Raw genomic sequence first — 26,586 nt, 5'->3', positions numbered from 1 at the left:
CGGCGATCCTCCCCCTCTGCGCACGGCGCCGGGGGGATGACGCAGACCAGGTTGTTCCTGGCCACGGCCCCGCGAAACCTCCCGGGTAGGGCCGGCGTCCGCGCGGGCGGCCCTCCCACCCCTAGGGGGCCGCCCGCGCGGGCACACCCTCCACCCTGCACGCCTCCGGTGCACGCGGTGCTACATCGGGGTGACGAACACGTTTCCGCACTTCCTTCGAGAACCCGCCATAATCTTCCGCCGAACGGGGATGGACGGACGGGAGAGAACTGAGGGAGCCAGGAACACCGCATGGACGGAGACATCAGGCCGCTCGACCCGGCCGACCCGCGCCAGGTCGCCGGGCACACGCTGCTCGGCCGGCTCGGGTCGGGCGGCATGGGGACGGTCTACCTCGGCGCCGACCCCGTGTCCGGCGGGCGCGTCGCGGTGAAGACGATCCATCCGCACCTGGCCGGAGATCCCGTCTACCGCCGCCGGTTCAAGGACGAGGCGTACCTCGCGAGCCGGGTCGCGTCGTTCTGCACCGCGCGGGTCCTCGCGCACGGCGAGGAGAACGGGCGGCCCTACCTCGTCACCGACTACGTCGGCGGCATCTCGCTGCACAACCGGCTCGTCGCCGAGGGCCCGCTGCCGCCCGCAGACCTGCACGGCGTCGCCGTCGGCGTCGCGTCCGCGCTCGCCGCGATCCATGCCGCGGGGCTCGTGCACCGCGACCTGAAACCCGCCAACGTGATGCTCACGCTGTCCGGCTGCCGCGTCATCGACTTCGGCATCGCCAGCGGCCAGGACGACGCGTCCGGCGCCGACGCGTCCGGCAAGGTGCTCGGCACGCCCGGCTGGATGGCGCCGGAGGTGCTCGTCGGCGGGCCCGCGACCCCGGCCGCCGACATCTTCGCCTGGGGCTGCCTCATCGCCCACGCCGGGACGGGCCAGATGCCGATCGGCGGCGACCCCGCGACGCTCCGCACCGGGGACCCCGACCTGTCCCGGCTGCCGGAGCCGCTCGTGCCCGCCGTCCGCTCCGCGCTCGCGCCGGACCCCGCCGCCCGTCCCTCCGCGTGCGACCTGCTGCTCGCCCTCGTCGAGCAGCCGCAGTCCCGGCCGCACGTCGGCGGATGGCCGGAGGCGGACCCGGCGCCGCGGCCGCAGCGGCCCCCCGCGCCGCCGTCCGGCCGGCCCGGCTGGGAGGAGACCGAGACCAAGGCGTTCACACCGCCCGGCATGGGCGGCGCGGGGGGCGTCCGCGGCATGGGCGGCGCGCTGCCGTTCACCCGGACCCGGCTGCTGGCGAGCGTCGGAGCCGCCGCCGGCACCGTCCTGATCGGCGCCATCATCGCCGGGCTCACGCAGGGCAGGAGCGACGCGCCGCCGGCGCCGTCCACCACGGTGCCGTCGTCTCCGACGGCGTCGGCCACGCCGCCGAAGAGGGCGACCATCGTCAAACCGGGCCCGGCCAAGCGCCCGGTGGTGAAGACGCCCAAGCAGAAGCACAAACCAAAGCACAAGCAGAAGCACGGCAAGCAGAAGGGCAAGCACAAGCGGGGTTAGCCCGCGTCACGTGCGCCAGATCAGCACGAGGGCGCAGTCGTCGTCACGCGCCGCGGCCATCCTCTCGACCAGTTCCCGCGCGCCGCGGCCGAAGCCCTGCGGGACGAGCCGCTCCGCCTCCCCGAGCAGCCGGTCGATCCCGGCGTCCAGGTCGCTGCCCGGAGACTCCACCAGCCCGTCGGTGTAGAGGAGGAGAGCGTCGCCGGGGCGCAGCTTCCCCGTCTCCGGGACGCAGTTCAGGTCGGGCACCACGCCCAGCACCACGCCTTTCGCGGAGCTGACCTTCCATTCGCCGCTGCCCGCGTCGAACTGGACCGCCGGCGGATGCCCGGCCGACTCGACCGTGTACTCCCCCGACACCAGGTCGACGACGACGTGCACGGCCGTGACGAACCCCTCGTCCCACCGCTGGCGCTGCAGGTAGCCGTTGCAGGCGGGCAGGAAGCGGTCGGTCTGGATCGATCCAAGTAGCCCGCCGAACGCGCCCGACAGCATCAGCGCCCGGGTCCCCGCGTCGGTGCCCTTGCCGGAGACGTCGACGAGCGCGACCTCCAGCGTGCCGTCCTCGCAGTGCGACACCACGAAGTCGCCGCCGAACGACGACCCGCCGGCCTGCAGCATCACGACCTGCGAGCCCCAGCCGTCCGGCAGCGGGGGCATCTCGCCCTGCCGCCGCAGCCGGTCGCGCAGCTCCAGCAGCATGGAGTCGCCGCGCAGCCCCTGCACGCCGAGTTGCTGCCGCGTCCGGGCCAGGGTGAGCGCGAGCACCGCGGTGATGGTCAGCGTGGCGATCATGCCGGGGCCGATGGCGGCCACGTCCTGCGCGGCGTTGTAGGCCGCCATCGCGACGACGACGCCGAGCAGCGCGACCAGGCTGCGCACCTTCAGCAGCAGCCCGCCGCCGAGCACGATCAGCACCAGTGCGCCGGACGGGGCCAGTCCGCGGGAGTCGCCGGTGGTGGCGAGCCCGATCGCGATCGCGAGGATCGCGAGGGCCGCGAACACGTACCGTTCCCGGGTCAGCTTGCCCTGCCTGGCCCACCGGTACAGCGCCACGAGCAGCGGGATCCGGCGCAGCACGGCGCGCACCCGCGGCGGAAGGAGCTGCACCAGTCGTTGAAGCATGACTCCGGCACTGTATCGAGCAATCAACCCGGACGGTCGGTATCCGGGGACCCGGTGACTCTTTGCAACGGTCCAGCTCCGTTTTATATGGGTATGTGTCACCGGTGAGACACCTGGTTCCGCGGTGAGAGGAGACGGCGCATGGTCCAGCCCGGCATGCGGATCACGGTGGACGCGGCGATGCGCGCGCGGGACGTGTCGCGTCTCCGGCCCGAGGGCGAGGAACCGCCGGCCGCCGCGCCCGCCCCGGGCAAGCCCGCCGAACCCGCCAAGCGGACGAAGGCCGCGAAGAACGAACGGCGCCGCCAGGGCAAGCGCGGCGCCGCCGCCCGCAAACCCCCGCAGAACGGCCTCTGACCCCGGCCCTAGTGCGGGAGCGGGGGGAGTTCTCCGGTCTGCTCGTAGGCGCTGATCATCTCGATGCGGCGGGTGTGGCGCGGCTCCTTCGAGTACGGCGTCCCGAGGAACAGCTCGACGAACCGTGTCGCGGTGTCCAGGTCGTGCTGGCGGGCGCCCAGCGCGATGACGTTGGCGTCGTTGTGTTCGCGGGCGAGCTTCGCGGTGTCCTCGTTCCAGACCAGCGCGGCCCGCACCCCCTTGACCTTGTTGGCCGCGATCGCCTCGCCGTTGCCGGAACCGCCGACGACGATGCCGAGCGTCCCCGGCTCAGCGGCCGTCCGCTGGGCGGCCCGCAGGACGAACGGCGGGTAGTCGTCCACGGCGTCGTACTCCGGCGCGCCGCAGTCGACGGCCTCGTGCCCGTTCTCCTTCAGCCAGGAGACCAGGTGCTCCTTCAGCTCGAAGCCGGCATGGTCGGTTCCAAGAAACACGCGCATACGGAGATTCTCCCAGGCCGGCGGACGCCCCGTGCGCGGGGGTCGGGTCGCCGGGTCAGCCGTCCTCGCCGTCCCGCTTGCGGTCGACGATCGTCCGGTCGGCGAGGTCGAGGTCGTCGTCCTCCGGCGCGTCGGCGGGCGGGTCGGTAGGCGGGTCGTTGGGCGCGTCGGCGGGCGGGTCCTGCTTCGCCTCGGCCGGTGCCTCGGGGGCCGCCGGAGGCGCCTGCTCGGGCGGCGGCGCGGGCGGCTGCTGCGGGACGGACGGCTGCTGCACGGGTGCCGCACCGTACTGCTGCGGCACCCCCGGCTGCTGATGGGGGTACTGCTGCTGCATGGGCTGCTGGGGCACGCCGCCCCAAGGCTGCTGCGGCTGCCCCTGCGGCGGGACGTACGGGACGGCCTGCTGCTGCGCGTACTGGCCTGGCCGCTGCCCCATCGGCTGCCCGTAGGGCTGCTGCATGGGCATGCCCGGCTGCTGCGGCGCGTACTGACCGGGCTGCTGCGCCTGCGCGGTGGCACCGCGACGCGTGACGAGGTAGCCCAGCAGCATGCCGATCCCCGCGAGCCAGCCGTAGGCGAACCCGAACGCCGCCCCGTGGGAGACCGCGTTGAAGACGTACGGGCCGCGATCGCTGGACAGGTCCAGCACCCAGCTCAGCAGGACGCCCATCACGAAGCCGCCGATGCCGCCCGCGACGACCGTGGCCCACCAGCCGGTCACCACCGCGCCGAGCCCGCCGCGGCGCGGATCGAGGGCGCGGGCGCCCACCGCCGCGAACCCGATCAGCAGGAGGAAGAACAGCACCGTGCTGAAGTCCAGCGCCAGGACGAACTTCCAGGGGGCGGGGCCGGCCGACAGCCGCCATTTCGGGAACAGCAGCCAGTAGAGCGGCGGCGCGATCCCCTCATCCCAGTGCAACCCGGTGTCGTTGATCGCGTCGACCACCCACTGATTGCCGAAAAGGAGCGAGATGAGCGCGATGGGGACCACCGCACCGCCCGCCATGACCAGCATCCGCCGCATCGTCATGGCGGGCAGGGTAGTGGGGATCGCTCTCCGCCGGTAGGGCCGGGACTACCCGGCGTAGGCGGTGCCGGCGACGGGCGGGAAGCGGAAGTCCGGGTCGACCTGCGCCTCCAGGTCCTCCCCCGCCGCGCGGCTCGCCCAACTGCGCGCGTTCTTCACGTGGAACTCGACGGCCTGCGCCTGGAACCGGGCCCAGTCCTTGACGCTTGCGTCGACCTCGGCGCGCATGCGGTCGAGGGCGGCGGTGTTGCCGTCCTCCAGGGCGACGCCGCTCCGGCCCTGCTCCAGCGCCCGGACGGCGGCGGACTGCCCGAGCCACGTCAGCAGGTCGTCGCCGACGTGCTCGCGCAGGTAGGCGACGTCCTCCGCGCTCTGGACCTTGTTGCCGACGACCCGGATCGCGACGTCGTAGTCGCGGGCGTACTCGGTGTACTGCCGGTAGACGCCGACTCCCTTGCGGGTGGGCTCGGCGACCAGGAACATCAGGTCGAACCGCGTGAACAGCCCGGACGCGAACGTGTCGGCGCCGGCGGTCATGTCGACGACGACGTACTCCCCGGGACCGTCCACGAGATGGTTGAGGTAGAGCTCCACCGCGCCGGTCTTGGAGTGGTAGCAGGCCACGCCGAGGTCGTCGTCGTTGAACGGGCCGGTGGCGAGCAGCGTGACGCCGTCGACCTCCTGCCCCGCCTCGTGGAACGGGTCGTCGCCGCGGAACCGCAGCAGCCGCGACCCGGCGCCCGGCGGGGTCGTCTTGGCCATCGCGGCCGCCGACGAGATGCGCGGGTTCTCCCCGCGCAGGTGCTCCTTGATCTCGGTGAGCCGGTCGCCGAGCGCGGGGATCTTGGCGGCACGGGCCTCGTCCAGGCCGAGCGCCACGCCGAGGTGCTGGTTGATGTCGGCGTCGATGGCCACCACCGGCAGCCCGCGCCCGGCCAGGTGCCGGACGAACAGCGACGACAGGGTGGTCTTGCCGCTGCCGCCCTTGCCGACGAACGCAACCTTCACGAATGCCTCATTTCGGATATGAAAACCGTTACCAGTGTCGAGACATCCGAGTCTCGCGAAGGGCGGACGATGAGGCAAGCGGAACGGCCGAAGACACCGCGACCGGATCAGCGGGATCAGCGGGCGGCGGCGGCCGGGTCGAAGCCGAACGGGAGCTCCAGGCGGTGGGCGGCGAGGAGGCCGGCGTCCATGAGGAGGTCGCGGGTGGGCCGGTCCGCCGTGATGACGCCTCCGGAGAGGATGACCGAGCGCGGGCACAGCTCCGCCGCGTACGGGAGGTCGTGCGTGACCATCAGGACCGTCACGTCCAGGCTCAGCAGGATCTCGGCCAGCTCCCGGCGGCTCGCCGGATCCAGGTTGGAGGACGGCTCGTCCAGCACCAGGATCTCCGGCTCCATCGCCAGGACGGTGGCGACGGCGACGCGGCGGCGCTGCCCGAAGCTGAGGTGCTGCGGCGGGCGGTCGGCGACATGCGCCATGCCGACGCGGTCCAGGGCGTCCGCCACCCGGCGGTCCAGGTCGGGGCCGCGCATGCCGAGGTTGGCGGGACCGAACGCGACGTCCTCGCGGACGGTCGGCATGAACAGCTGGTCGTCGGGGTCCTGGAAGACGATGCCGACGCGCCGGCGGATCTCCCGCAGGGCCTTCTTGTCCTTCGGGTCGACCGCGAGGCCGCCGACCCTGACCTCGCCGAGGCCGCCGTGCAGGATGCCGTTCAGATGCAGGACGAGCGTCGTCTTCCCCGCGCCGTTCGGCCCGAGCAGCGCGACCCGCTCGCCGCGCCCGATCGTCAGGTCGACGCCGAAAAGGGCCTGCGTGCCGTCCGGATAGGCGTACGCGAGGCCCTTCACCTCAAGCGACGGGGTCATGGAACCATCCAAGCAGCCAGCGCGACGAGGGCGGCGGCCGCGGGCAGCGCGGCGGCGGCCGCCCACTGCACGGCCGTGGCGCCGACGTCGTGCATCAGCGGCATCCGGCCGTCGTAGCCGCGGCTCACCATGGCCAGATGGACGCGCTCGCCCCGCTCGTAGGAGCGCAGGAACAGCGCGCCGACCGACCTGGCGAGCACGCCCGTCGCGCGGATGTCGCGCGCCTCGAACCCGCGGGACGCGCGCGCCACCTTCATCCGCTGCAGCTCCGCCGCGACGACGTCGCCGTACCGCAGCATGAACGTCGCGATCTGCGTGATGAGCTGCGGCATCCGCAGCCGCTCGATGCCGAGCAGCAGCAGCCGCGGCTCGGTGGTCGCGGCCAGCAGGATCGACGCGACGACGCCGAGCGTGCCCTTGGCGAGGATGTTCCAGGCGCCCCACAGCCCGCTCTCGCTCAGCCGCAGGCCCAGCACCGCGATCCTCTCCCCTTCCGCGACGAACGGCAGGAGGAACGCGAACGCGACGAACGGGACCTCGATGACGACCCGCCGCGCCACCGTCCCGAACGGGATCCGGGCCGCCGCCGCGACGGCCGCGAGCAGCAGCGCGTAGACGCCGAACGCCCAGATCCGCTCGCGCGGCGTGGCGACGACCAGCAGCACGAACGCGAGGACGGCGACGAGCTTGCACTGCGGCGGCAGCCGGTGCACCGGCGACGCGCCGGGCACGTAGAGCCGGTGCGCGTGCCCGGCGCCCATCAGCCTTGGCTCGCCGGCTCGGACGGCGCCTTCTCGTCCTGGGGCGCCTCCTCGTCCTGGCCCGCGGCCTGGCCCTCACCGGCCGGGCCGCGCCGCCGGACGCCCCAGAACAGCCCGCCGCCGACGAGCAGGACGGCGCCCACGCCGATCACCCCGGACAGCCCGCCGGACAGCCGCGCGTTCTCGACGCCCTTGACCCCGTAGTCGCCGAACGGGGAGTCCTTGAGCGAGTGGTCCTTCTCCTTGGCGCTGATGCCCTTGTCCCCGGCGACCTTCTCCAGCCCGTCGGGGTCGCCGGACGCGTAGTAGCTGACGACGCCCGCGAGGACGAGCGAGACGAGCAGGAACCCGATGAAGAAGCGCTTCGTGGTCATGTGAGCTCCCCTCTCAGGCCCGCGACGGCTCGGCCGTGCCGCCCGCGTTCTGCCCGGCGGCGTTCTGCCCGGCGGCGTTCTGCCCGGCGGTGCGCAGCTTCAGCGGCTTCATCAGCCCGCGCGCCCCGTACACGAGGTCGGGACGGACGGCGAGCACGCTCGACACCGTCACGGCGGTGATCAGCGCCTCGCCGATCCCGATCAGCACGTGCACGCCGATCATCGCGGTGGCGACCTTGGCGATCGACACGTCCGCCGTCCCGCCGACCGCGTAGACGGCCGTGAACACGGCGGCCGCGGCCGGCACCGAGACGACGGCCGCCACGAACGACGCCCCCGAGACGGACGCCCGCGTCTTGGGCAGCACCCGCAGCAGCAGCCGGAACAGCCCGTACCCGACGACGACCGTGGCGAGCGCCATCGTGGTGATGTTCACGCCGAGCGCGGTGAGGCCGCCGTCCGCGAACAGGAGCGCCTGCAAGAGCAGGACGACCGAGACGCACAGGACGCCGGTGTACGGCCCGACGAGGATCGCGGCGAGCGTCCCGCCGAGCAGGTGCCCGCTCGTCCCGGCCGCGACCGGGAAGTTGAGCATCTGCGCGGCGAACACGAACGCGGCGGTCAGCCCGGCGAGCGGCGCGGTGCGGTCGTCCAGCTCCCGCCGCGCCCCCCGCAGGGCGATCCCGACTCCGGCCACCGCGACCGCGCCGGCCGCGAGGGACACCGGAGCGTCAATGAATCCGTCCGGTACGTGCACGTCTCCCACCGTCCTACCTGTCGCGAGCGATGGGCCCAGTCTGGCGGCACATGGCTAGTAGTTGCAACATGGTCGCAATAGCAAGCGGTATGTGGCCTGCGGGTGAGAGCGCGGAGCCCCGACCCCGGACGGGCGCGCGCTCAGTCGAAGATCGGGTCGACCGTCCGCGTGCGCTTGAGCTCGAAGAAGCCGGGCGTGCTCGCGACCGCGACGACGCCGTCGAACAGCTTGACGGCGGCCTCGCCGCGCGGGATGGGGGTGACGACGGGGCCGAAGAACGCGCTGCCCTCCACCTCGATGACCGGGGTGCCGACCTCCTGGCCGACGCGGTCGATGCCGTCCTTGTGGGACGCGCGCACGGCCTCGTCGTAGGAGGTGGAATCGGCGGCGCCGGCGAGCGCCGGGTCCAGGCCGGCCGCGGTCAGCGCGGCCTCGTAGTAGGCGTGGTCGAACGTCTGCTTCTCGTGGTGGCGGCGCGTGCCGAGTTCGGTGTAGAGCCGTCCGAGCACCTCGGGCCCGTACTTCTGCTCGGCGGCGATGCACACGCGCACCGGGCCCCAGGCGTCGGCGAGCATCCGCCGGTACTCGTCCGGGATGTCCTTGTCCTCGTTGAGGACCGCGAGGCTCATCACGTGCCAGCGCACCTCGATCGGGCGCAGCTTCTCCACTTCCAGGATCCAGCGGGACGTTATCCACGCCCACGGGCACAGGGGGTCGAACCAGAAGTCCACGGGGGTGGGTGCGGTCTCAGTCAACGTCGCCTCCAAGAGCGCGAAACGGGTGCCTGGAGGGACAACCGGGACGCGCCCGTTCCGATTCCCCGGACAGGGAGGCCGCCCAAGCCCGGTCTCTTCGGCCGTGGCGGACGATACGAACGGCGTCCGGTTGGTAGACATGACTTCAACAAGCGATTGAGCCGACCAAGGAGTACATGTGGCAGGCAACCTCACGCGCGACGAGGCGCGGGAACGGGCCCGGCTGCTCACCGTCGAGTCGTACGCGGTCGAGCTGGACCTCACCACGGGCGACCAGCGGTTCGGGTCCACGACCGTGGTCAGGTTCGGCAGCGCCGAGACGGGGGCGTCCACGTTCATCGACCTGCACGGCGCCGTCGTGCGGGAGGCGACGCTGAACGGGAAGGCCCTCGACCCCTCGTCCTATGACGCCGAGAAGGGCCGCGTCCCGCTGCCCGATCTGGCCGCGGAGAACGAACTGCGTGTCGTGGCCGACTGCGAGTACTCGCGTTCGGGTGAGGGCCTGCACCGGTTCGTGGACCCCGTGGACGACAGCGTGTACCTCTACTCGCAGTTCGAGACGGCCGACGCGCACCGCATGTACACCTGCTTCGACCAGCCCGACCTGAAGGCCACCTTCGAGTTCACCGTGAAGGCCCCGGAGAGCTGGGAGGTCGTCACCAACGAGCCGGCCGAGTCCGCCGAGGGCGGGACGTGGCACTTCCTGCCGACGCCGCAGATCTCCACCTACATCACCGCGCTCATCGCCGGGCCGTACCACGTCGTCCGGGACGAGTACCGCCGCGAGGACGGCACCGTCATCCCGCTCGGCGTGTACTGCCGCGCCTCGCTCGCCGACCACCTCGACACGCCCGCGATCGTGGACGTGACCCGCCAGGGGTTCGGCTACTTCGAGAAGGTCTTCGGCCGCCCGTACCCGTTCAGCAAGTACGACCAGCTGTTCGTCCCCGAGTTCAACGCGGGCGCGATGGAGAACGCGGGCGCCGTCACGTTCCTGGAGGACTACGTCTTCCGGTCGCGGGTCACCGACGCCGCCTACGAGCGCCGCGCCGAGACGATCCTGCACGAGATGGCGCACATGTGGTTCGGCGACCTCGTCACCATGCGCTGGTGGGACGACCTGTGGCTGAACGAGTCGTTCGCCACCTACATGAGCGTCCTGTGCCAGGCGGAGGCCACCAAGTGGACGGGCTCGTGGACGACGTTCGCGAACCTGGAGAAGGCGTGGGCGTACCGGCAGGACCAGCTGCCGTCCACACACCCGATCTCCGCCGACATCCCGGACATCCGCGCGGTCGAGGTGAACTTCGACGGGATCACCTACGCCAAGGGCGCGTCCGTCCTGAAGCAGCTCGTGGCCTACGTCGGCCTCGACAACTTCCTTGAGGGCGTCCGGCGCTACTTCGACCGGCACGCGTGGGGCAACACCGTCCTCACGGACCTGCTGGGCGCGCTGGAGGAGACGTCCGGCCGCGACCTGGCGTCGTGGTCGAAGGAGTGGCTGGAGACGGCCGGCGTCAACACGATGCGGCCCGAGTACGAGGTGGACGGCGACGGGAACTTCACGTCGTTCACCGTCCTGCAGGAGGCCAAGGCCGACTACCCGACGCTGCGCTCGCACCGCCTCGCCATCGGGTTGTACGACCTGACGGCGGACGGGCTCGTCCGGCGGGAGCGGGTCGAGCTGGACGTCGTCGGCGCCCGCACCGACGTTCCGCAGCTCGTCGGGCAGAAGCGGCCCGACCTCGTCCTCGTCAACGACGACGACCTCACCTACGCCAAGATCCGGCTGGACGAGCATTCCCAGAAGACGCTCATCGAGCACATCGGCGACATCAAGGACAGCCTGCCGCGCGCGCTGTGCTGGTCGTCGGCGTGGGACATGACCCGCGACGCCGAGATGGCGACCCGCGACTACGTCCGGCTCGTCGCGAAGGGCATCCGCGGCGTCACCGACATCTCGGTCACGCAGACGCTGCTGCGGCAGGCGCGCACCGCCGTCCAGCAGTACGCGGACCCGGCGTGGCGCGAGGAGGGCCTCGCCCTGCTCGCCGACACGCTGGCGGAACTGGCGCGCGAGGCCGAGCCCGGCTCGGACCTCCAGCTCGCCTACACGCAGGCGTTCACCGCGTCGGCCGTGTCCGACGAGCACCTGGCGTTCGTCCAGGGCCTGCTGGACGGCTCGCAGACGCTCGACGGCCTCACCGTCGACACCGACCTGCGCTGGACGCTGCTGCGGCGCCTCGTCGTCACCGGCCGCGCGGGCGAGGCGGAGATCGACGCCGAGCACGAGCGGGACCGCACCGCCGCCGGCGAGCGGCACGCCGCCGCCTGCAAGTCCGCGATCCCGACCGCGGCGGCGAAGGCGGCCGCGTGGGAGCGGGTCGTGTCCGGCGACCTGCCGAACGCCGTCTACCGGTCGACGCTCGGCGGTTTCGTGGAGCCCGACCAGGCCGAGCTGCTGCTCCCCTACGTCGACCGGTACTTCGCCGAGGTCGGCCGCGTGTGGAAGGAGTGGACGAGCGACATGTCGCAGACGTTCGCCGAGGTCGCCTACCCGTTCCTGGTGATCGAGCAGTCCACGATCGACCGCACCGAGTCCTACATCGCCGAGCAGCACCCGCCGGCGGCGCTGACCCGGCTGCTGTCGGAGGGCCGCGACGGCGTCGCCCGCGCGCTGCGCGCCCGCGCGAAGGACGCCGCGTCCGCCTGACGTCCCTGCCCCATGAATCCCGTCCCTGCCCGTGAATCCCGTCCCTGTCCATGAACCCCGTCCCTGTCCATGAACCCCGTCCCTGTCCATGAACCCCGTGGCCGTGCAACGATCGCATGGTCACGGGGAGGGGCGGCATGGAGACGGCGCAGGATGTGCTGACCGCGCTGGCGCGCCGGTACGCGTTCGGCGACCTGGAGGCGCTGATCACGCAGGGCACGCTGGCCGCGGACGGCGGCTCGGCGGCGATCGCGGCGCTGTGCGCGTTCGGGCAGCGCGTCCTCGACCTGGACGCCGAGGACTTCGGCATGCCGGAGGCGGTCGGCGAGGTCCCGCGCGACCTGCTCGACCGGGCGCGGGCCAGCCGGATGCCGCAGAAGGCGCGGGAACGCCCGCGCGGCGCGCTCGCCAGCCTGCGGCCCGCGTACTCGCTGCTGCTGGAGGTCATCGCGATCCGCTGGTACCGGCGCGACATGGCCGCGCTGGTCGCCGCCGTCCACATCGCCGGCGAGTACCTGCCGATGCTGGCCTGGGAGCCGGTCCTCGGCCACGCCGGCGACCCGGCCCTCATCGGCGCCTCGGTGAGCGGCGAGGGCAGCCGGTTCGGCGTGCCCGTCGAGCCGGGCTCGGCGCGGATGTGCGACCACACCCGCCCGGAACGTTCCGCCTGTGAACGGACGCTCCGCGTCGCCAAGGAGCCGGGGCCCGGCTGGCGCGCCTACCTGGACCGCCAGCACAGCCAGGTCGCGTCGGCCCTGGGCGACTGCGCCGCCCGCTGCCGTACGCCCTGCACGGTCATGACCCGCCTGGACGACCTGGTGCGCGCCGACCTCACCGACCGCTGCAAGCTCGCCGCCGACTTCACCGACAGCGCCCTCGTCAAGCTCCGCCACGCCGCGCCGGTCGGCCACGGGTTCGGCGTCCCGTCCCCGGAAGAGGTCCAGACGGCGTGGGCTCGCGCCCGCACCTCGCTCTCCCGCCACCCGCTCGGCCGCAACGCCCTGGCGGACAGCGGCGACTCCTACCCTCTCCCCGGCCTCCCCGCCCTGTTCTCCGCCATCGCCGCCGCCGACCTGCACCCGGACACGCTCCTCCACGACGTGACCAGGCGCATCACCACGACACTCGCCTGATCACGACGCTCGCCTGATCACGGCGTCCTGTCATCGGGAGGCGGGGCGCTGCCGCAGGACGGCGCGGCGGTCGACGGCGGCCGGAAGGTCGTCCAGGAGGACGGGCATGCCTTCGGCGTCGGCGAGGGGGACGCGCCAGTTGGGGTACTCGTCGGTGGTGCCCGGCTGGTTCTGCGTGCGGCGTTCGCCCACGGCGTCGGCGAGGGAGATCCCGGTCATGCGGGCCGGGGTGCGGTCCAGGAAGGCGTGCAGAGCCGCGACTATCCGCTCGTCATAGACGGTGGACCCTTCGGCCAGTGCCTTCATCACCTCGGCGGGCGCGGCGGGCAGCAGGTCCTTCTCGTGGAGGAGTTCCAGCCAGTCGCTCAACTGGCGGCGGTGGTCGGCCTCCTCGTCCGCGCGGGGACGGGTGAGCAGGCCCAGCCGGTCGCGGAGGGCGATGTGGTCGCCGTGGACGAACCCGGTGATCGGCGGCATGTCGTGCGTGCCGACCGTGGCCAGGGACAGTTCGCGCCACTGGGCCGGGGGCTTGGGACGTCCCTCGGCGTCGCGTTCGAACCACAGGAGGGACGTGCCGAGGATGCCGCGGCCGGACAGGCCGTCCCGGAACTCGGGTTCGACGGTGCCGAGGTCCTCGCCGACCACGACGGCGCCGGCGCGCTCGGCCTCCCAGGCGAGGCAGCCGAGGAGCGCGTCGCGGTCGTAGCGGACGTAGGTGCCGTCCGCCGGCGAACCGCCCTCGGGGACCCACCACAGGCGCGACACCTGCATGGCGTGGTCGAGGCGCAGCCCGCCGCCGTGCCGGAACGCGGTGGCGAGCATCTCCCGGACCGGGACGTAGGCGGCGGCAGCGAGGCGGTGCGGGTGCCAGGGCGGCTGGCCCCAGTCCTGGCCGCGCTGGTTGAACTCGTCCGGCGGCGCACCGACGCTCATGCCGGGCGCGAACAGGTCCCGGTAGATCCAGGCGTCGGCGCTGCCGTGCGCGACCCCGACCGCCAGGTCGTGGACGATCCCGACCGGCATCCCGGCGTCCCGCGCCGCCCGCTGCGCGGCCGTCAGCCGACCGTCCAGGCGCCATTGCAGCCAGGCGTGGAAGTCGACGCGGCCGGCGAGGCGCGCGGCCTCGGCGGCGACGGCGCGGCTTCCGGCGTCCTGGAGTTCGGCGGGCCAGCGGCGCCAGTCCGGGCCGTGCTTCTCGGTGAGCGCGCACCAGGTGGCGAACGCGGTGAGCGCCGTCCCCTCGCGGGCGCGGAACGCGTCGTAGTCGCGCTGCGCCCCGGTGCCGCGCGGGAGGCGGTGGAGGGCTTCGAGAGCCTGGAGCTTGGCCGTCCAGACCGCGTCCCGGTCGATGGTCCCGCCGGGGATGCGCAGCGGCTCGGCGAGGGCGGACAGGCGCTCGCGGTCCTCGGGCGGCAGTGCCGCGTACTCGGGAAGGTCCTCGACGCGCAGGTAGATCGGGGCGGCGAAGCGGCGGCTCATCGGCGAGTACGGGGACGGGCCGACCGGCGGGACGGGCTCGGCCGCGTGCAGGGGGTTGATCAGCGTGAACCCGGCGCCCAGCTCGCGCGCGCTCCAGGACGCGAGGTCGGCGAGGTCGCGCAGGTCGCCGATCCCCCACGACGCGCGGGAGCGCACCGAGTACAGCTGGACCGTGAATCCCCACAGGCGGTCCGGCGTGCTCAGCCGGCGCGGCGCGATCAGCAGCGGCGCGCTCTCGGAGCCGGCGCGCAGGCGGTGCCAGCCGAGCGGCAGCTCCGCCGTCACCGGGACGGTCTCGCCGGTCGCCAGTTCGACCCGCGCGTCCGGGACGGCCGGCAGGTCGTCGCCGCGGCGGACGACGACGACCGGCGGCAGCCTGCGGCCGGGTTCGCGGGCGCGTCGCAGCTCCGCCCCGACGGCGTCCGGCGTCGAGACGTCGACCCCGAGCGCCGTCAGGACGGCGGCGAGCGTGTCGGGCGAGACCGCCGCCTCCCGGCCGCGCCAGTCGGTGTACCGGGTCGCGACCCCGTGCCGCCCCGCCAGCGTGATCAGTTCGTCGTCGGCCACGCCTGCACCATGCCCGGTGCGGGCGGGCTCACGCCGTCCAGATCTCCGGCTTCCGGCCGATCCACGGGCGCGCCTCCTCCAGCTGCGCGGACAGCGAGATCAGCGTGCCCTCGCCGCCGAGCCGCCCGGCCAGCATGATCCCGATCGGCAGGCCCTCGTCGTTCCAGTGCAGCGGGACGTTCACCGCCGGCTGCCCGGAGATGTTGTACACGGCGGTGAACGGCGTGAACTCCGCCTGCCGCCGGAAGTTCTCCTCGGGCTCCTGGTCGTGGAAGTAGCCGACGGGGACGGGCGGCATGGCGAGCGTCGGGTGCAGGATCGCGTCGAACTCGTCCATGACCGGGAACGCCTTGCGCAGCTCGCCCTGGAGGACGGCGTGCGCCTGGAGCAGCTGCGGAGCCGAGGTGGCCTCGCCGAGGCCGCGCAGCCAGCGGGTCAGCGGCTGGAGCCGGTCCGCGGCCTCGTCCGGGACGGGCGTCATCGTCGCCATCGCGCCCCACAGCGTGACGAAGTGCGCGACGAGGTCGGCGCCGAGCACCGTCTGCGGCAGGTCCACGACCTCGTGGCCCAGCTCCTCCAGCAGCGCGGACGCGGCCTCGTAGGCGGCGACGCAGTCGGGGTGGACCTCGGCGCCCGGCACCGGCGGCTCCAGGCTGCGCGCGATCCGCAGCCGGCCCGGGGCGCGGTCGGCGTGGGCGAGGAACGAGCCCTCCGCCCGCGGCGCGCGGTACAGGTCGCCGGGCATGTGGCCGGACATGACGTCCAGCATGAGGGCCCCGTCGCGGACGGTCCGGGCGATCGGGCCGTTGGTCGCCAGCCCGAACAGGTCGGGGATGATCGGGCCCGAGGAGACCCGGCCGCGGGTCGGCTTGATGCCGAACAGCCCGCACGCGCTGCTCGGGATGCGGATCGAGCCGCCGCCGTCGCTGCCCTGCGCGATCGGCGCCAGCCCGGACGCGACCGCCGCCGCGGCGCCGCCGCTGGATCCGCCCGCCGACCTGGTGAGATCCCACGGCGTCCGGGCCGGGGGCGCGACGTCACCCTCCGTGTAGCAGGGCAGCCCGAACTCGGGAGTCGTCGTCTTGCCCAGCAGCACAGACCCGGCTTGCGCCAGCTTTGTCACCACATGGTCGTCCGCGAATCCGGTCATCTCGGAGTAGACCGCCGAGCCGAACGTCATCCGGACGCCGCTCACCATGTTCAGGTCCTTGATCGGGACCGGGACGCCGTGCAGCGGCGGCAGGTCCGCCGGATCCGCCGCGTCCAGCACCGCCTTCTCGGCCCGCCGCGCCTCCTCGCGGGCTCGTTCGGCGGTCACCGTCACATAGGCGCCGACCTGCTCGTTCAGCCGTTCGATGCGGGCCAGATAGTGGTCGGTGAGCTCGACCGGAGATACTTCCCTGGTGCGGACGGCCGCAGCCGTCCGGGTGGCGCTGAGGTCATGGGTTTGTGTCACAAAACGGAACGCTAGACGCCGTGTGCGCGGGCATCAAAGAGGGCAGGGACCCTACGGCGGCGAAAGGAGAAGAATATCGTCCTACCCGTCCGTCGCGTAAGTTACTCACTAACCCTACGGCGACAAAACTATTAACCCCGTATGACTAGTCGCCGACCGGCCGGATGATTACTCTGCGCACGGAGGATCATGCCCCCGATGGGAAAGGAATACGGAGCGTCACTTATGGCGATCATGGAGCGGGGCGACACGCAGGGAGCCCGGGGCCAGCCCCGGGCCGAATCCGAGGAGACACGGCCGCAGGAAGCACGGTCGGAGGAAGCGCGTGAGCACCATGACCAGGCTCCGGTGAAGGAGCGCCCCGACGAGCGCACCGCCGCGACGGTGCTCGACGACCCCCGCGTCCGCCGCTGGACGTGGCGGATCGGCGCGGCCGCCGTCGCCGGCGTCCTCGTCCTGGTCGTGTTCGGCTGGCGGTTCGGCGTCGCCGCGGCGATCCTCGTGGTCGTCGGCGACCTCGTCCGGAGTTCCCGCAGGAGCTCCTCCGTCGCCGCCTGGCAGAAGTCGTCGGCCGCCGAACGGCGCACCGAGCGGCAGCTGAAGGCCCTGGAGCGCAGCGGGTACCTCGTCCTGCACGCACGGGCCGTGCCGCGCGACGACGACGGTGTCAGCGACGGCCGCATCGACCACCTGGTGATCGGGCCGAGCGGCGTCTACGCCATCGACTCCGAGAAGTGGGACAAGCGCCTCCCCGTGCGCACCATGTCCCACATGAAGCTCTTCCACGGGCCCTTCAACAAGAAGGACCGGCTGGACGAGGCCCGGTGGGAGGCCCAGATGGCGAGCAGCATCCTCGCCGAGCGGGTCGGCTTCGAGGTGCCGGTGCAGCCCTCCGTGGCGATCTACGGCCCGTCCATCCCGTGGAAGGTCATGCGGGTGCGGGACGTCGACGTCTACGCGGGCAACCGGGCCCGCGCCTACCTGCGGCGCCGCCCGAAGATCCTCACCGACGGCGACGTGCAGCGCATCTTCTCGGCGGCCGAGAAGGCCCTGCCGCCGAAGTACCCCGACTAGACGCAGGGGGCGGCCTGCTTCCCCGGGCCGCCCGCCCCAAGGCTCGACGACGAGCCCCGCCGGGATGCCGCCTTGCCGGGTTCACACCAGCCGGGACGGCCGCGTCCCGGCTTTTCGCATGTCTCCCGCCGGTTGGTAGCATCGGTGACGTCACAGGCCGGCCCGCGCGCGACCTCCGCTGAGCCGGCCGCAGCGCCGCGATCCGCCGCTGCGGGCACGCTCCAGCACACGGCTCGGCACGTCACAGGTTTGGAGAGGTCTCTATGCCACCGCTCAGGTCACGCACGGTCACGCACGGCAGGAACATGGCGGGCGCCCGCGCCCTCATGCGGGCCAGCGGCGTCGAACGCGAGGACTTCGGCAAGCCGATCGTCGCGGTGGCCAACAGCTTCACCCAGTTCGTGCCCGGCCACGTCCACCTGGACGCAGTCGGCAAGGTCGTCGCGGGCGCGGTCCGCGAGGCCGGCGGCGTGCCCCGCGAGTTCAACACGATCGCCGTCGACGACGGCATCGCGATGGGCCACGACGGCATGCTGTACTCGCTGCCGTCCCGCGAGGTCATCGCGGACGCGATCGAGTACATGGTGAACGCGCACTGCGCCGACGCCCTCGTCTGCGTCTCCAACTGCGACAAGATCACCCCGGGCATGCTGCTGGCCGCGCTGCGGCTCAACATCCCGACCGTGTTCGTCTCCGGCGGCCCGATGGAGGCCGGCAAGCCGGTCGAGGGCGTCATGGGCGGCAACAAGCTCGACCTGATCGACCCGATCATCGCCTCCGCGGACGGCTCCGTCGCCGAGGACAAGCTCCTCGAGATGGAGGAGAGCGCCTGTCCGACCTGCGGGTCCTGCTCCGGCATGTTCACCGCCAACTCGATGAACTGCCTCACCGAGGCGATCGGGCTGGCGCTGCCCGGCAACGGCACCGTCCTCGCCACGCACACCGCCCGCCGCCACCTCTACCAGGACGCCGGCCGCACCGTCGTCGAGGTCGCGAAGCGGTACTACGACGGCGACGACGAGTCCGTCCTGCCGCTGAACATCGCCACCCGCGACGCGTTCGAGAACGCCATGGTGCTGGACGTCGCGATGGGCGGGTCCACCAACACGATCCTGCACCTGCTCGCCGCCGCGACCGAGGCCGGCGTCGACTTCGGCCTCGCCGAGATCGACGCCGTGTCCCGCCGCGTCCCGTGCGTCTGCAAGCTGGCCCCGGCGACCGGCAAGTACCACGTCGAGGACTGCCACCGCGCCGGCGGCATCCCCGCCCTGCTCGGCGAGCTGAACCGGGGCGGGCTGCTGAACAGCTCCGCCCACTCGATCCACTCCGCGTCCATGGACGAGCTCGTCGCCAAGTGGGACGTCCGCTCCCCCGACGTGCTGCCCGAGGCCGTCGAGATGTTCCACGCGGCGCCCGGCGGCGTCCGCAGCACCTCGGCGTTCTCGCAGAGCGCCCGCTGGGAGTCGCTCGACCTGGACCGCGAGAACGGCTGCATCCGCTCGGTGGAGCACGCCTACACCGCCGACGGCGGCCTCGCCGTCCTGCGCGGCAACATCGCTCCCGACGGCGCGATCGTGAAGACCGCCGGCGTCGAAGAGGAACTCTGGACGTTCACCGGCCCCGCCGTCGTCTTCGAGTCGCAGGACGACGCCGTCGACGGCATCCTCAGCGGGAAGATCAAGGCCGGGGACGTCGTCGTGATCCGCTACGAGGGCCCCAAGGGCGGCCCCGGCATGCAGGAGATGCTGTACCCGACGAGCTTCCTCAAGGGCCGCGGGCTCGGCAAGGCGTGCGCGCTGATCACCGACGGCCGGTTCTCCGGCGGGACGTCCGGCCTGTCCATCGGGCACGCCTCTCCCGAGGCGGCGGGCGGCGGCGTCATCGCCCTCGTCGAGGACGGCGACCGCGTCGTGATCGACATCCCGAACCGCGTCCTGGAACTCGACGTCCCGGCCGACGAGCTGGAGATCCGCCGCGAGAAGCTGCTCGCCGACCTCGGCGGCTACCGCCCCCGCGACCGGCACCGCCCGGTCAGCGCCGCGCTCCGCGCCTACGCCGCGATGGCGACGTCCGCCTCCACCGGCGCCGCCCGCGACGTGTCGCAGGTCGAACGCCTCAACGGCTGAGCATTACCCGGCGGGTAATCGGCTTCGTTCCCTTTCCGGGGAAGAGTGGTGGTCGTCAGGCGAACAGCCCGGCGACCACCACCGAAGGAGCTCGCGATGACCGCCTACGCCCTCGCCCACCTGCGTCCCCAGCCGCCCCTGCACGAGGACGTCTTCACCTACATCGAGCGCATCCAGGCCACCATGGACCCGTTCGGCGGCCGTTTCCTCGTCCACGGAACCGATCCCGACGTGATCGAGGGCCCGCTGGAGGGCGGCTACGTCCTCATCGAGTTCCCCGACATGGACAAGGCCCGCGGCTGGTACGAGTCGGACGCCTACCAGGCGATCCTCCGCATGCGCACCGACCACATCGAGGGCACCGCCGTCCTGCTGCGGGGCGTCCCGCCGAACTACGACGCCGCCGCCACCGGGAAGGCCATGCGCGCCGCCCAGAACGGCTAGGAGCAGCAGCCTCCGCCGCAGCAGCCGCCTCCGCCGGCGGGCTTCGGCGGCGGCGCGGTTCCCCGCGACGTGCCGGTCACGGCGACCGTGGACAGCAGCTTCACCGTGTCGTCGTGCCCCTCCGGGCACGGCGCCGGATCGGACGCATTGATCATCGGGCGGGAGACCTCGAAGGTCGACCCGCACGCGCGGCAGCGGTAGTCATAACGAGGCACGCCCCCAGGATAAGGGGTCGCCGGTCACGCCGCGGGTTCGGTGACATACGGGGCCCATTGCGGGTCGCCGTCGTGGACCAGTCCTATGAGGCGCCAGTGGGCTCCGCGGGGGACGGCCGGGGTGATGCTGAGCGTCCACCCCAGTTCGGACAGGAGGCGGTCGGCCTTGCGGTGGTTGCAGGTCATGCAGGAGGCGACGCAGTTCTCCCAGACGTGCTTGCCGCCGCGGCTGCGCGGGTGGACGTGGTCGATGGTCTCGGCGCGGCGGCCGCAGTAGACGCAGCGGAAGCTGTCGCGGCGCATCAGCGCGGCGCGCGTCAGCGGGACGCGGGTGCGGAACGGGATGCGCACGTAGCGGCGCAGCCGGATCACGGACGGCACCTCGACCGTCATCGCGGCCGAATGCAGCACCGCGCCCGAGGTGTCATGGTGGACGATCTCGGCCTTCTCCCGGAGCACGAGGCAGACCGCCCGCCGCAGCGGCAGCGTGGTGAGTGGTTCGTACGTCGCGTTCAGGAGGAGGACCTGCCGCATCAGACGGCCTCCACCGGGTTCTGCGCTTCACTGGCCTCGGCGGGCGCGGGCATCCGCGCCTCGAACCGAGGCCCGGTTATTGTTTCCGGTTCCTGCGCACTCGCCATGAGGACCTCCCCAGGGGCGACCCGACCTTCATCAGTGTGGCGTCTGACGGAGCCCGTCCGCTACCCCAATATTCCCCCCTCGGAGGCCGGATCGAACGCATGCGTGCGTTCGAGACGGTTCGGAGTGTGCGGGACGGGCAGCCCGGAACGGCCAATACAGTGCATTCATGACGCCGTATCCGCCCGCGCAGCGCCAGGACATCGTCGAGGACATCCACGGTCACCGGGTCGCGGACCCGTACCGGTGGCTGGAGGACGCCGGCAGCGACGACACCGGGGAGTGGCTCGCCGCGCAGGACCGGCTCTTCCACAAGGTCGTGGACGCGCTGCCGGGCCGGGACGCGCTGCGGAAGCGGCTCGGCGAACTGCTCGGCGCGGGCAGCGTCGGATCCCCCGTGTGGCGGGGCGAACGGCGGTTCTTCACCCGGCGCGCCGCCGACCAGGAGCACCCCGTCCTCTACACGGCCGGGCCGGACGGCGCCGAGCGCGTCCTCGTCGACCCCATCGCGCTCGACCCGGACGGGACGACGACGCTCGACGGGTGGCAGCCCGACAAGGAGGGCCGCCGGCTCGCGTACAAGATCTCGACCGGCGGGGACGAGGAGTCCCTGCTGTACGTGCTGGACGTCGCGACCGGCGAGCAGGTGGAGGGGCCGATCGACCGGGCGCGGTACTCGTCGGTGGCGTGGCTGCCGGGCGGGGAGGCGTACTACTACGCGCGGCGGCTGCCCGCGCGGGACGTCCCGGCGGGCGAGGAGCAGTACCACCGGCGCGTCTACCTGCACCGGGTCGGCACCGAACCCGACACCGACGACGTACTGATCTTCGGCGCGGGGATGGACAAGACCAACTACTACGGGGTCGGGGTCAGCCGGGACGGGCGCTGGCTGACGGTCTCGTCGTCGCAGGGCACGGCACCGCGCAACGACCTGTGGATCGCGGACCTGTCCGCGTCCTCCCCGGAGGCGCCGGCGCTGCGGGCCGTCCAGGAGGGCGTGGACGCCGGCACCGGCCTGCACGTCGGGCGCGACGGCCGCGCCTACATCTTCACCGACCGGGACGCGCCCCGCTCCCGCCTCTGCGTCGCCGACCCGTCCGATCCGTCCTACGAGCGGTGGCGGGACCTCGTCCCGGAGGACCCGGAGGCCGTCCTCACCGACTTCGCGATCCTCGACGACCTGGACCGGCCCGTCCTCCTCGCCGGGTGGACGCGGCATGCGATCAGCGAGATCACCGTCCACGACCTGGAGACGGGCGAGCGCACCGGGACCGTGCCGACGCCGGGCCTCGGCTCGATCGGCGGGCTCGTCGAGCGGCCCGAGGGCGGGCACGAGGCGTGGTTCGGCTACACCGACAACGTCACGCCGTCCGCGGTGATGCGCTACGACGCGCGCACCGGCGAGACGACGCCGTGGGCGTCGGCGCCGGGCTCGGTCGAGGTGCCGGAGATCGAGACGCGCCAGGTCGCCTACACGTCCCGGGACGGGACCGAGGTGCGGATGCTGGTCGCTTCCCGGCCCGGCCTCTCCGGCCCGCGCCCCACGATCCTCTACGGGTACGGCGGCTTCAACATCTCCCTGACACCGTCCTACTCGGCGAGCGTCCTGGCCTGGGTGGAGGCGGGCGGCGTCTACGCGGTCGCGAACCTGCGCGGCGGCTCCGAGGAGGGCGAGGAGTGGCACCGCGCGGGCATGCGGGACCGCAAGCAGAACGTGTTCGACGACTTCCACGCCGCCGCCGAGAAGCTGATCGCGGACGGCCTGACCACGCCGGCGCAGCTCGCGATCTCCGGCGGCTCCAACGGCGGCCTGCTCGTCGGCGCGGCCCTCACCCAGCGTCCCGACCTGTACCGGGCGGTGGTCTGCTCGGCGCCCCTCCTCGACATGGCGCGCTACGAGAGGTTCGGCCTGGGGCAGACCTGGAACGACGAGTACGGGACGGCGGACGACCCCGAGGAGTTCGGCTGGCTGATCGGCTACTCCCCGTACCACCACGTCCACGCCGGGACCGCCTACCCGGCCGTCCTGTTCACGACGTTCGGCAGCGATACCCGGGTGGACCCGCTGCACGCCCGCAAGCTGTGCGCCGCGCTGCAGCACGCCACCGCGTCCGACGCGCCGATCCTGCTGCGGAACGAGGCCGAGGTCGGCCACGCCGCCCGGTCGGTGAGCCGCTCGGCCGACCTGATGACCGACACCCTCGCGTTCATGGCCGCGCAGACCGGACTGGCCTTCCCGGGCCACGCCGAATTGACTCGTGGTCTAATAGCGGGGTGAGTGAGACGACGGTACAGACGACGATGGAGCGGGTCCTCGACCTGCTCCGCGAGCCGCCCGGGGCGCCCGACGCGTCGGCCGGGTACCTCGACCTGCTCGGAGCGCCCACGAAGCCGTCCCTCGCCCAGTCCGCCATGGAGTCGACGTTCCTGCCGCGGATCTACGAGAAGGTCTGGCGGCCCATCGGCTTCAACCTGGCCAAGGGCTGGCCCTTCGGCCCCGACACCGCGGCCGAGCACGCGCTGGCCCGCGGCTGGCTCGGCCTCACCGCCCACCGGCCCGCGACGGTGCTGGACGTGGCATGCGGCCCGGGGAACGTCACCCGCGCCCTCGCCGAGGGCGTCCCGCCGGACGGCCTCGTCGTCGGACTCGACGCCTCCGAGACCATGCTCGCCCGAGCCGTCAGCGACACCCCGCGACCCGGCGGCGGAGAGAACATCGGCTACGTCCGCGGCGACGCCGTCGACCTGCCGTTCCGCGACGGCGTGTTCGACGCCGTCTGCTGCTTCGGCGCCCTCTACCTGTTCGACGACCCGTGGACGGCCGTGGACGGCATGACCCGCGTCCTCAAACCCGGCGGCCGGCTCATCATCCTCACGTCCCGCCGCCCCACCCCGCTCCCCTCCGCCCGGATCGCCGGCGAACTGCTCCGCCGCACCACCGGATTCACCGTCTTCGGCGACCGAGAGGTCACCCGAGCGCTCACCGCACGGGGCTTCACCGACGTCCGCCGGCGCCGCTATCCCTTGATGCAGGTGGTCGGAGGCCGCCGCTCCTGAATCTTTCCTGGACCCCGCCTCTAGGACGCGGCCCGGTGCTCGCGCTACGCTCCCCCAAGAACACGCACGGGACACCGTGCGACAGATCGGCCCCCTCCTGGGGTTGGGAAGCCTCCAGGAGGGGGTCGTGCTTGTTCTTATTGGCTGGTGTGGTCACGAACCCTGGGTGGGGCCGGTCAGCGGAGGGGTTTTTCTAGGTAGATGTTGACTATGCCGCCTATGGTCTCGCGGCGGGTCTCCGTCCAGCCGAACGTGCGGTAGAGGGCCAGGGCCGGACCCTGGAGCTCGGTGGTGTCGGCGCGGAGGATGCGGTAGCCGTACTCGGCGGCGCGCTCCTCCAGGGCGCGGACGACGGCGGCGCCATAGCCGCGGCGCTGGACGGCGGGCAGGACGCGCAGGCGGACCATCTCGACGGCGTCCAGTTTCGGGGCGCCGGGGGCGTAGCCGCCGAACGCGCGGGCGTGTCCGCCGGGGATGAGGTCGGCGCGGCGCAGGCCGCCCATCGCGACGATGCCGTCGTCGAGTTCACCGACGAGGAACTCGCCGTCGTTGCGGAGATAGATGTCCTCCATGCGGAAGAAGTCGTGGTCGTAGTAGACGCCGTCGCCGGGGCGCAGGCCGACCTGGGCCAGGCCCTCGCGGTGCAGGGCCAGGACGGTGCCGTGGTCGGCCGGGTGGTAGCGGCGGATCCGCAGGTCGCCGAAACGCCAGACGGGAGGCTCGTCCTGGAGCCGGACGAGGTGGCCTTGCGAGAAGGTGCTGCTCATCCGAGGTCAGACCTGCCCCGCCGGCGGGACCGCGGGGCTCTTGACCGAGGTGCCGGCGAGCGCCTCGTAGAAGTCCTTCAACGCCGTGATCTCGCCGTACTTGGACGAGACGGCCGCGCCGATCTGGCGGGCGCGGTGCACGAGGATGTCGGAACGGTGGTCGGCCGGCAGGGCGTGGATGGCCTCCCGCCCGGCGGTCAGCGCGGCATCGGGATGGCCCGCGTGGAGTCTGCACATCGCGCGGTCGAGGCGCACCAGGGTCAGGTCGACGCGGTCGGTGGGCGAGTAGAGGGTGAGGGCGTGGCTGAGCACCTCGTCGCCGTGCTTGTGGTCGCCGAGGTTGGTGAACGTGTCGCCCTCGTAGAAGGCCATCTGCCGGTCGGTGAACCCGAACACGAGGTCACTGGTGTCGGTCTTGGACAACTGGTCGAACACCGAGCGCCCGCGCACGAGGGCGCGGCGGGCGCTGGGGGCGGCGTCGCCGCGTCCGCGCATGGCGAGCATGCCGAGGGCGCGGGCCTCCACGGCGGGGGCCATGGCGGCGGCGACGCCGGGGGTGCGGCCGGCGAGGTCCTGGGCCTTGCGGGCCAGGTGCAGGGCCTCCCGGGGGTCGCCGTAGTACATCGGCACGAGCGATTCGCGGACGGTCACCCAGGCGCGCAGCTGCCGGTCGCCGGTCTCGTCGGCGGCGGTGCGCGCGGTGCGGAAGAACGAGCGGGCCAGCCGGTGGTCGCCCAGGTTGATCATGATCAGCCCGGACAGCCCGGACAGCTGCGCCGCGATCCGGCACAGCCGTTCCTGCAGTTCGACCGGCTGCCGCTTGTCGCACATGCGCCGCACCTCGCTGAAGTCCAGCAGGACGTCGCAGAGCATCCGCAGCGAAGGGGTCGCCTGGTACTGCCGGCCGTAGCCGTAGGTCGTCTCCTCCCACTGGTCGAGCATCGTCGGTGAGACGGTCGCGCCCACGAGCGTGTCGTCCATCTTGCGCCGCAGGTTGTCGACGGCCCCAAGGAACTGCCCGTCGAGCGCCACGCCCGCTCCGGCCAGAAGCTGCAGAAGGGTCCTACGAAGCACGATGTCCTCCTCTCCCACATCAATGGTCAGGGGGGCTTCGGCGCGGTCGAGGCCCCGTAAGTCGTTGACGGTTGCCCAGGGACGCTCTTCGACCCTGGGGACGATCGCCCCGACGAGCGCGTCGGGGTCGGGCACCGCGCGCCGCTCCGGGGCGCGCGGCTGCGGGACGCCGGGGGCGCCCGTCCGGGCCGCGTGGCCGCGGCCGCAGATGCAGGGACTCTGGTAGTCGAGCGCGTCGGGCTCCACCCGGTACACGGCGCAGAGGTAGTGCAGGTACTCGGGACCGGGTCTCTTGTACCCGCTCTCGTAGGCCGACAGCAGCGTCTCCCCGAGCCGGGGCGGCGGCTTGCCGTCGATCTCGTAGAGGGCCCTGACCTGCGCCACGATGTCGGACAGCGCGACGCCGTGGGCAAGGCGGTGCGCCTTGATCCGGCTAGTGCCGAACAGCGGCCCGCACTGCTCGTGGATCTCCTGCGCGATCTGGACCGGGCCGTGACCTCGGGCCAGAGCGTGCGCGCGGATCCGGCGAGCCACTTCGGTCTCTTTCCGGGGGGGATCCGACATCGACTCCGACCTCCTCACCGTCGTGCCGGGACGCCGTTCCCCGGGGGGAGGGCGATCGTCCCTGCCACGGCGACCGGTCACTAGATGGCCACGACAGATAATCTCTCGCGCACGCAGCGTAACCCCCGCCAGAGGGGCCGCCAAGCGGTTTCGGAGAAGAGGGGGCGGCCAGGAGGTGCCCCGCCCCCCACCGGTAGAGATTCTTCCTCCGGGGG

At 72.6% G+C, this 26,586-nt stretch carries 24 protein-coding genes; 9 read left to right on the top strand and 15 right to left on the bottom strand.

Annotated features, from left to right (window positions below; all coding sequences use genetic code 11):
• Positions 1-291 precede the first annotated feature (291 nt).
• A complete protein-coding gene (locus tag AL2_RS17005; protein ID WP_067634822.1) occupies positions 292-1,551 on the top strand; it encodes a serine/threonine-protein kinase in 1,260 nt (419 codons plus the stop codon).
• 6 nt (positions 1,552-1,557) lie between these two features.
• On the opposite strand, the gene AL2_RS17000 is transcribed toward AL2_RS17005, so the two are convergent.
• Positions 1,558-2,676 (bottom strand): PP2C family protein-serine/threonine phosphatase, encoded by a 1,119-nt coding sequence (locus AL2_RS17000; protein ID WP_083946596.1) that lies wholly within the window; start codon positions 2,674-2,676, stop codon positions 1,558-1,560.
• A gap of 141 nt (positions 2,677-2,817) precedes the next feature.
• Here AL2_RS17000 and AL2_RS16995 point away from each other — a divergent pair, with 141 nt between their 5' ends.
• Positions 2,818-3,033, top strand: a complete 216-nt coding sequence (locus AL2_RS16995) for a hypothetical protein (RefSeq protein ID WP_067634821.1) — start codon at positions 2,818-2,820, stop codon at positions 3,031-3,033.
• Positions 3,034-3,041: 8 nt separating this feature from the next.
• Here the strand turns inward: AL2_RS16995 and AL2_RS16990 are convergent, their stop codons facing one another.
• The 8 genes from AL2_RS16990 to AL2_RS16960 form a co-directional block, all read right to left on the bottom strand.
• A complete protein-coding gene (locus AL2_RS16990; protein ID WP_067634820.1) occupies positions 3,042-3,512 on the bottom strand; it encodes a ribose-5-phosphate isomerase in 471 nt (156 codons plus the stop codon).
• 55 nt (positions 3,513-3,567) lie between these two features.
• Positions 3,568-4,542: a hypothetical protein gene (locus AL2_RS16985; protein ID WP_067634819.1), complete on the bottom strand. Its 975-nt coding sequence runs from the start codon at positions 4,540-4,542 to the stop codon at positions 3,568-3,570.
• A 45-nt stretch (positions 4,543-4,587) separates the two neighbouring features.
• Complete coding sequence (locus AL2_RS16980; RefSeq protein WP_067634818.1) at positions 4,588-5,547, bottom strand: ATP-binding protein; 960 nt, start codon at positions 5,545-5,547, stop codon at positions 4,588-4,590.
• A gap of 116 nt (positions 5,548-5,663) precedes the next feature.
• Positions 5,664-6,416 carry an energy-coupling factor ABC transporter ATP-binding protein gene (locus AL2_RS16975; protein WP_067634817.1) on the bottom strand — a complete coding sequence of 251 codons (753 nt, stop codon included), beginning with the start codon at positions 6,414-6,416 and terminating at the stop codon, positions 5,664-5,666.
• Positions 6,413-7,177, bottom strand: a complete 765-nt coding sequence (cbiQ, locus tag AL2_RS16970; protein WP_067634816.1) for a cobalt ECF transporter T component CbiQ — start codon at positions 7,175-7,177, stop codon at positions 6,413-6,415. The genes AL2_RS16975 and cbiQ overlap by 4 nt, the downstream gene beginning before the upstream one ends.
• Positions 7,177-7,551 carry a PDGLE domain-containing protein gene (locus AL2_RS38055; protein WP_168444571.1) on the bottom strand — a complete coding sequence of 125 codons (375 nt, stop codon included), beginning with the start codon at positions 7,549-7,551 and terminating at the stop codon, positions 7,177-7,179. Before AL2_RS38055 ends, cbiQ begins: the two co-directional genes overlap by 1 nt.
• A 13-nt stretch (positions 7,552-7,564) precedes the next feature.
• Complete coding sequence (locus AL2_RS16965) at positions 7,565-8,308, bottom strand: energy-coupling factor ABC transporter permease (RefSeq protein ID WP_168444572.1); 744 nt, start codon at positions 8,306-8,308, stop codon at positions 7,565-7,567.
• Between the two features lie 140 nt (positions 8,309-8,448).
• Entirely contained in the window at positions 8,449-9,063 is a 615-nt protein-coding gene (locus tag AL2_RS16960; RefSeq protein WP_067634815.1) for a mycothiol-dependent nitroreductase Rv2466c family protein, read from the bottom strand.
• A gap of 178 nt (positions 9,064-9,241) precedes the next feature.
• On the opposite strand from AL2_RS16960, the gene pepN reads away from it, so the two are divergent.
• Positions 9,242-11,776 (top strand): aminopeptidase N, encoded by a 2,535-nt coding sequence (pepN, locus tag AL2_RS16955; protein WP_067634814.1) that lies wholly within the window; start codon positions 9,242-9,244, stop codon positions 11,774-11,776.
• A 137-nt stretch (positions 11,777-11,913) separates the two neighbouring features.
• Positions 11,914-12,909: a hypothetical protein gene (locus AL2_RS16950; protein WP_067634813.1), complete on the top strand. Its 996-nt coding sequence runs from the start codon at positions 11,914-11,916 to the stop codon at positions 12,907-12,909.
• A gap of 30 nt (positions 12,910-12,939) precedes the next feature.
• On the opposite strand, the gene malQ is transcribed toward AL2_RS16950, so the two are convergent.
• The gene (gene malQ / locus AL2_RS16945; protein ID WP_067634812.1) at positions 12,940-14,955 is read right to left on the bottom strand and encodes a 4-alpha-glucanotransferase; all 2,016 of its coding nucleotides are present in this window, start codon (positions 14,953-14,955) and stop codon (positions 12,940-12,942) included.
• Positions 14,956-14,983: 28 nt separating this feature from the next.
• Complete coding sequence (locus tag AL2_RS16940; protein ID WP_067634811.1) at positions 14,984-16,411, bottom strand: amidase; 1,428 nt, start codon at positions 16,409-16,411, stop codon at positions 14,984-14,986.
• A gap of 348 nt (positions 16,412-16,759) precedes the next feature.
• Here AL2_RS16940 and AL2_RS16935 point away from each other — a divergent pair, with 348 nt between their 5' ends.
• The 3 genes from AL2_RS16935 (at position 16,760) to AL2_RS16925 (ending at position 20,055) form a co-directional block, all read left to right on the top strand.
• Positions 16,760-17,485, top strand: a complete 726-nt coding sequence (locus AL2_RS16935) for a nuclease-related domain-containing protein (protein ID WP_245666695.1) — start codon at positions 16,760-16,762, stop codon at positions 17,483-17,485.
• A 263-nt stretch (positions 17,486-17,748) separates the two neighbouring features.
• The gene (gene ilvD / locus AL2_RS16930; protein WP_067634809.1) at positions 17,749-19,611 is read left to right on the top strand and encodes a dihydroxy-acid dehydratase; all 1,863 of its coding nucleotides are present in this window, start codon (positions 17,749-17,751) and stop codon (positions 19,609-19,611) included.
• Positions 19,612-19,707: 96 nt separating this feature from the next.
• A complete protein-coding gene (locus tag AL2_RS16925; protein WP_067634808.1) occupies positions 19,708-20,055 on the top strand; it encodes a DUF1330 domain-containing protein in 348 nt (115 codons plus the stop codon).
• Here the strand turns inward: AL2_RS16925 and AL2_RS16920 are convergent.
• Both AL2_RS16920 and AL2_RS16915 read right to left on the bottom strand, forming a co-directional pair.
• Positions 20,052-20,270: an FmdB family zinc ribbon protein gene (locus AL2_RS16920; RefSeq protein WP_030171066.1), complete on the bottom strand. Its 219-nt coding sequence runs from the start codon at positions 20,268-20,270 to the stop codon at positions 20,052-20,054. The two genes, AL2_RS16925 and AL2_RS16920, sit on opposite strands and share 4 nt — an antisense overlap.
• A 24-nt stretch (positions 20,271-20,294) precedes the next feature.
• Positions 20,295-20,804 carry an HNH endonuclease gene (locus tag AL2_RS16915; protein WP_067634807.1) on the bottom strand — a complete coding sequence of 170 codons (510 nt, stop codon included), beginning with the start codon at positions 20,802-20,804 and terminating at the stop codon, positions 20,295-20,297.
• A 274-nt stretch (positions 20,805-21,078) separates the two neighbouring features.
• On the opposite strand from AL2_RS16915, the gene AL2_RS16910 reads away from it, so the two are divergent.
• Complete coding sequence (locus AL2_RS16910) at positions 21,079-23,187, top strand: prolyl oligopeptidase family serine peptidase (RefSeq protein WP_067634806.1); 2,109 nt, start codon at positions 21,079-21,081, stop codon at positions 23,185-23,187.
• Complete coding sequence (locus tag AL2_RS16905; protein WP_245666694.1) at positions 23,184-23,966, top strand: class I SAM-dependent methyltransferase; 783 nt, start codon at positions 23,184-23,186, stop codon at positions 23,964-23,966. The genes AL2_RS16910 and AL2_RS16905 overlap by 4 nt, the downstream gene beginning before the upstream one ends.
• Positions 23,967-24,142: 176 nt before the next feature.
• Here AL2_RS16905 and AL2_RS16900 read toward each other — a convergent pair whose 3' ends face one another.
• Positions 24,143-24,733, bottom strand: coding sequence for a GNAT family N-acetyltransferase (locus tag AL2_RS16900; RefSeq protein ID WP_083946595.1), 591 nt, complete (start codon positions 24,731-24,733; stop codon positions 24,143-24,145).
• A gap of 6 nt (positions 24,734-24,739) precedes the next feature.
• A complete protein-coding gene (locus AL2_RS16895) occupies positions 24,740-26,341 on the bottom strand; it encodes an NsdA family TPR-like regulatory protein (protein WP_245666693.1) in 1,602 nt (533 codons plus the stop codon).
• Positions 26,342-26,586 lie beyond the last annotated feature (245 nt).

It is taken from the genome of Actinomadura latina NBRC 106108 (genome assembly GCF_001552195.1).
In the GTDB taxonomy this organism is placed as follows: domain Bacteria; phylum Actinomycetota; class Actinomycetes; order Streptosporangiales; family Streptosporangiaceae; genus Spirillospora; species Spirillospora latina.
This window is presented reverse-complemented; position numbering and strand designations above follow the sequence as displayed.

What these genes read in the sequence shown, in the direction of transcription:
- AL2_RS16900 (WP_083946595.1), bottom strand. Translation starts at nt 24,733, where the DNA reads ATGAGCAGCACCTTCTCGCAAGGCCACCTCGTCCGGCTCCAGGACGAG.
- ilvD (WP_067634809.1), top strand. Translation starts at nt 17,749, where the DNA reads ATGCCACCGCTCAGGTCACGCACGGTCACGCACGGCAGGAACATGGCG.
- AL2_RS16990 (WP_067634820.1), bottom strand. Translation starts at nt 3,512, where the DNA reads ATGCGCGTGTTTCTTGGAACCGACCATGCCGGCTTCGAGCTGAAGGAG.
- AL2_RS17005 (WP_067634822.1), top strand. Translation starts at nt 292, where the DNA reads ATGGACGGAGACATCAGGCCGCTCGACCCGGCCGACCCGCGCCAGGTC.
- AL2_RS16925 (WP_067634808.1), top strand. Translation starts at nt 19,708, where the DNA reads ATGACCGCCTACGCCCTCGCCCACCTGCGTCCCCAGCCGCCCCTGCAC.
- AL2_RS16915 (WP_067634807.1), bottom strand. Translation starts at nt 20,804, where the DNA reads ATGCGGCAGGTCCTCCTCCTGAACGCGACGTACGAACCACTCACCACG.
- AL2_RS16950 (WP_067634813.1), top strand. Translation starts at nt 11,914, where the DNA reads ATGGAGACGGCGCAGGATGTGCTGACCGCGCTGGCGCGCCGGTACGCG.
- AL2_RS16995 (WP_067634821.1), top strand. Translation starts at nt 2,818, where the DNA reads ATGGTCCAGCCCGGCATGCGGATCACGGTGGACGCGGCGATGCGCGCG.
- AL2_RS16985 (WP_067634819.1), bottom strand. Translation starts at nt 4,542, where the DNA reads ATGACGATGCGGCGGATGCTGGTCATGGCGGGCGGTGCGGTGGTCCCC.
- cbiQ (WP_067634816.1), bottom strand. Translation starts at nt 7,177, where the DNA reads ATGGGCGCCGGGCACGCGCACCGGCTCTACGTGCCCGGCGCGTCGCCG.
- AL2_RS38055 (WP_168444571.1), bottom strand. Translation starts at nt 7,551, where the DNA reads ATGACCACGAAGCGCTTCTTCATCGGGTTCCTGCTCGTCTCGCTCGTC.
- AL2_RS17000 (WP_083946596.1), bottom strand. Translation starts at nt 2,676, where the DNA reads ATGCTTCAACGACTGGTGCAGCTCCTTCCGCCGCGGGTGCGCGCCGTG.
- AL2_RS16975 (WP_067634817.1), bottom strand. Translation starts at nt 6,416, where the DNA reads ATGACCCCGTCGCTTGAGGTGAAGGGCCTCGCGTACGCCTATCCGGAC.
- AL2_RS16910 (WP_067634806.1), top strand. Translation starts at nt 21,079, where the DNA reads ATGACGCCGTATCCGCCCGCGCAGCGCCAGGACATCGTCGAGGACATC.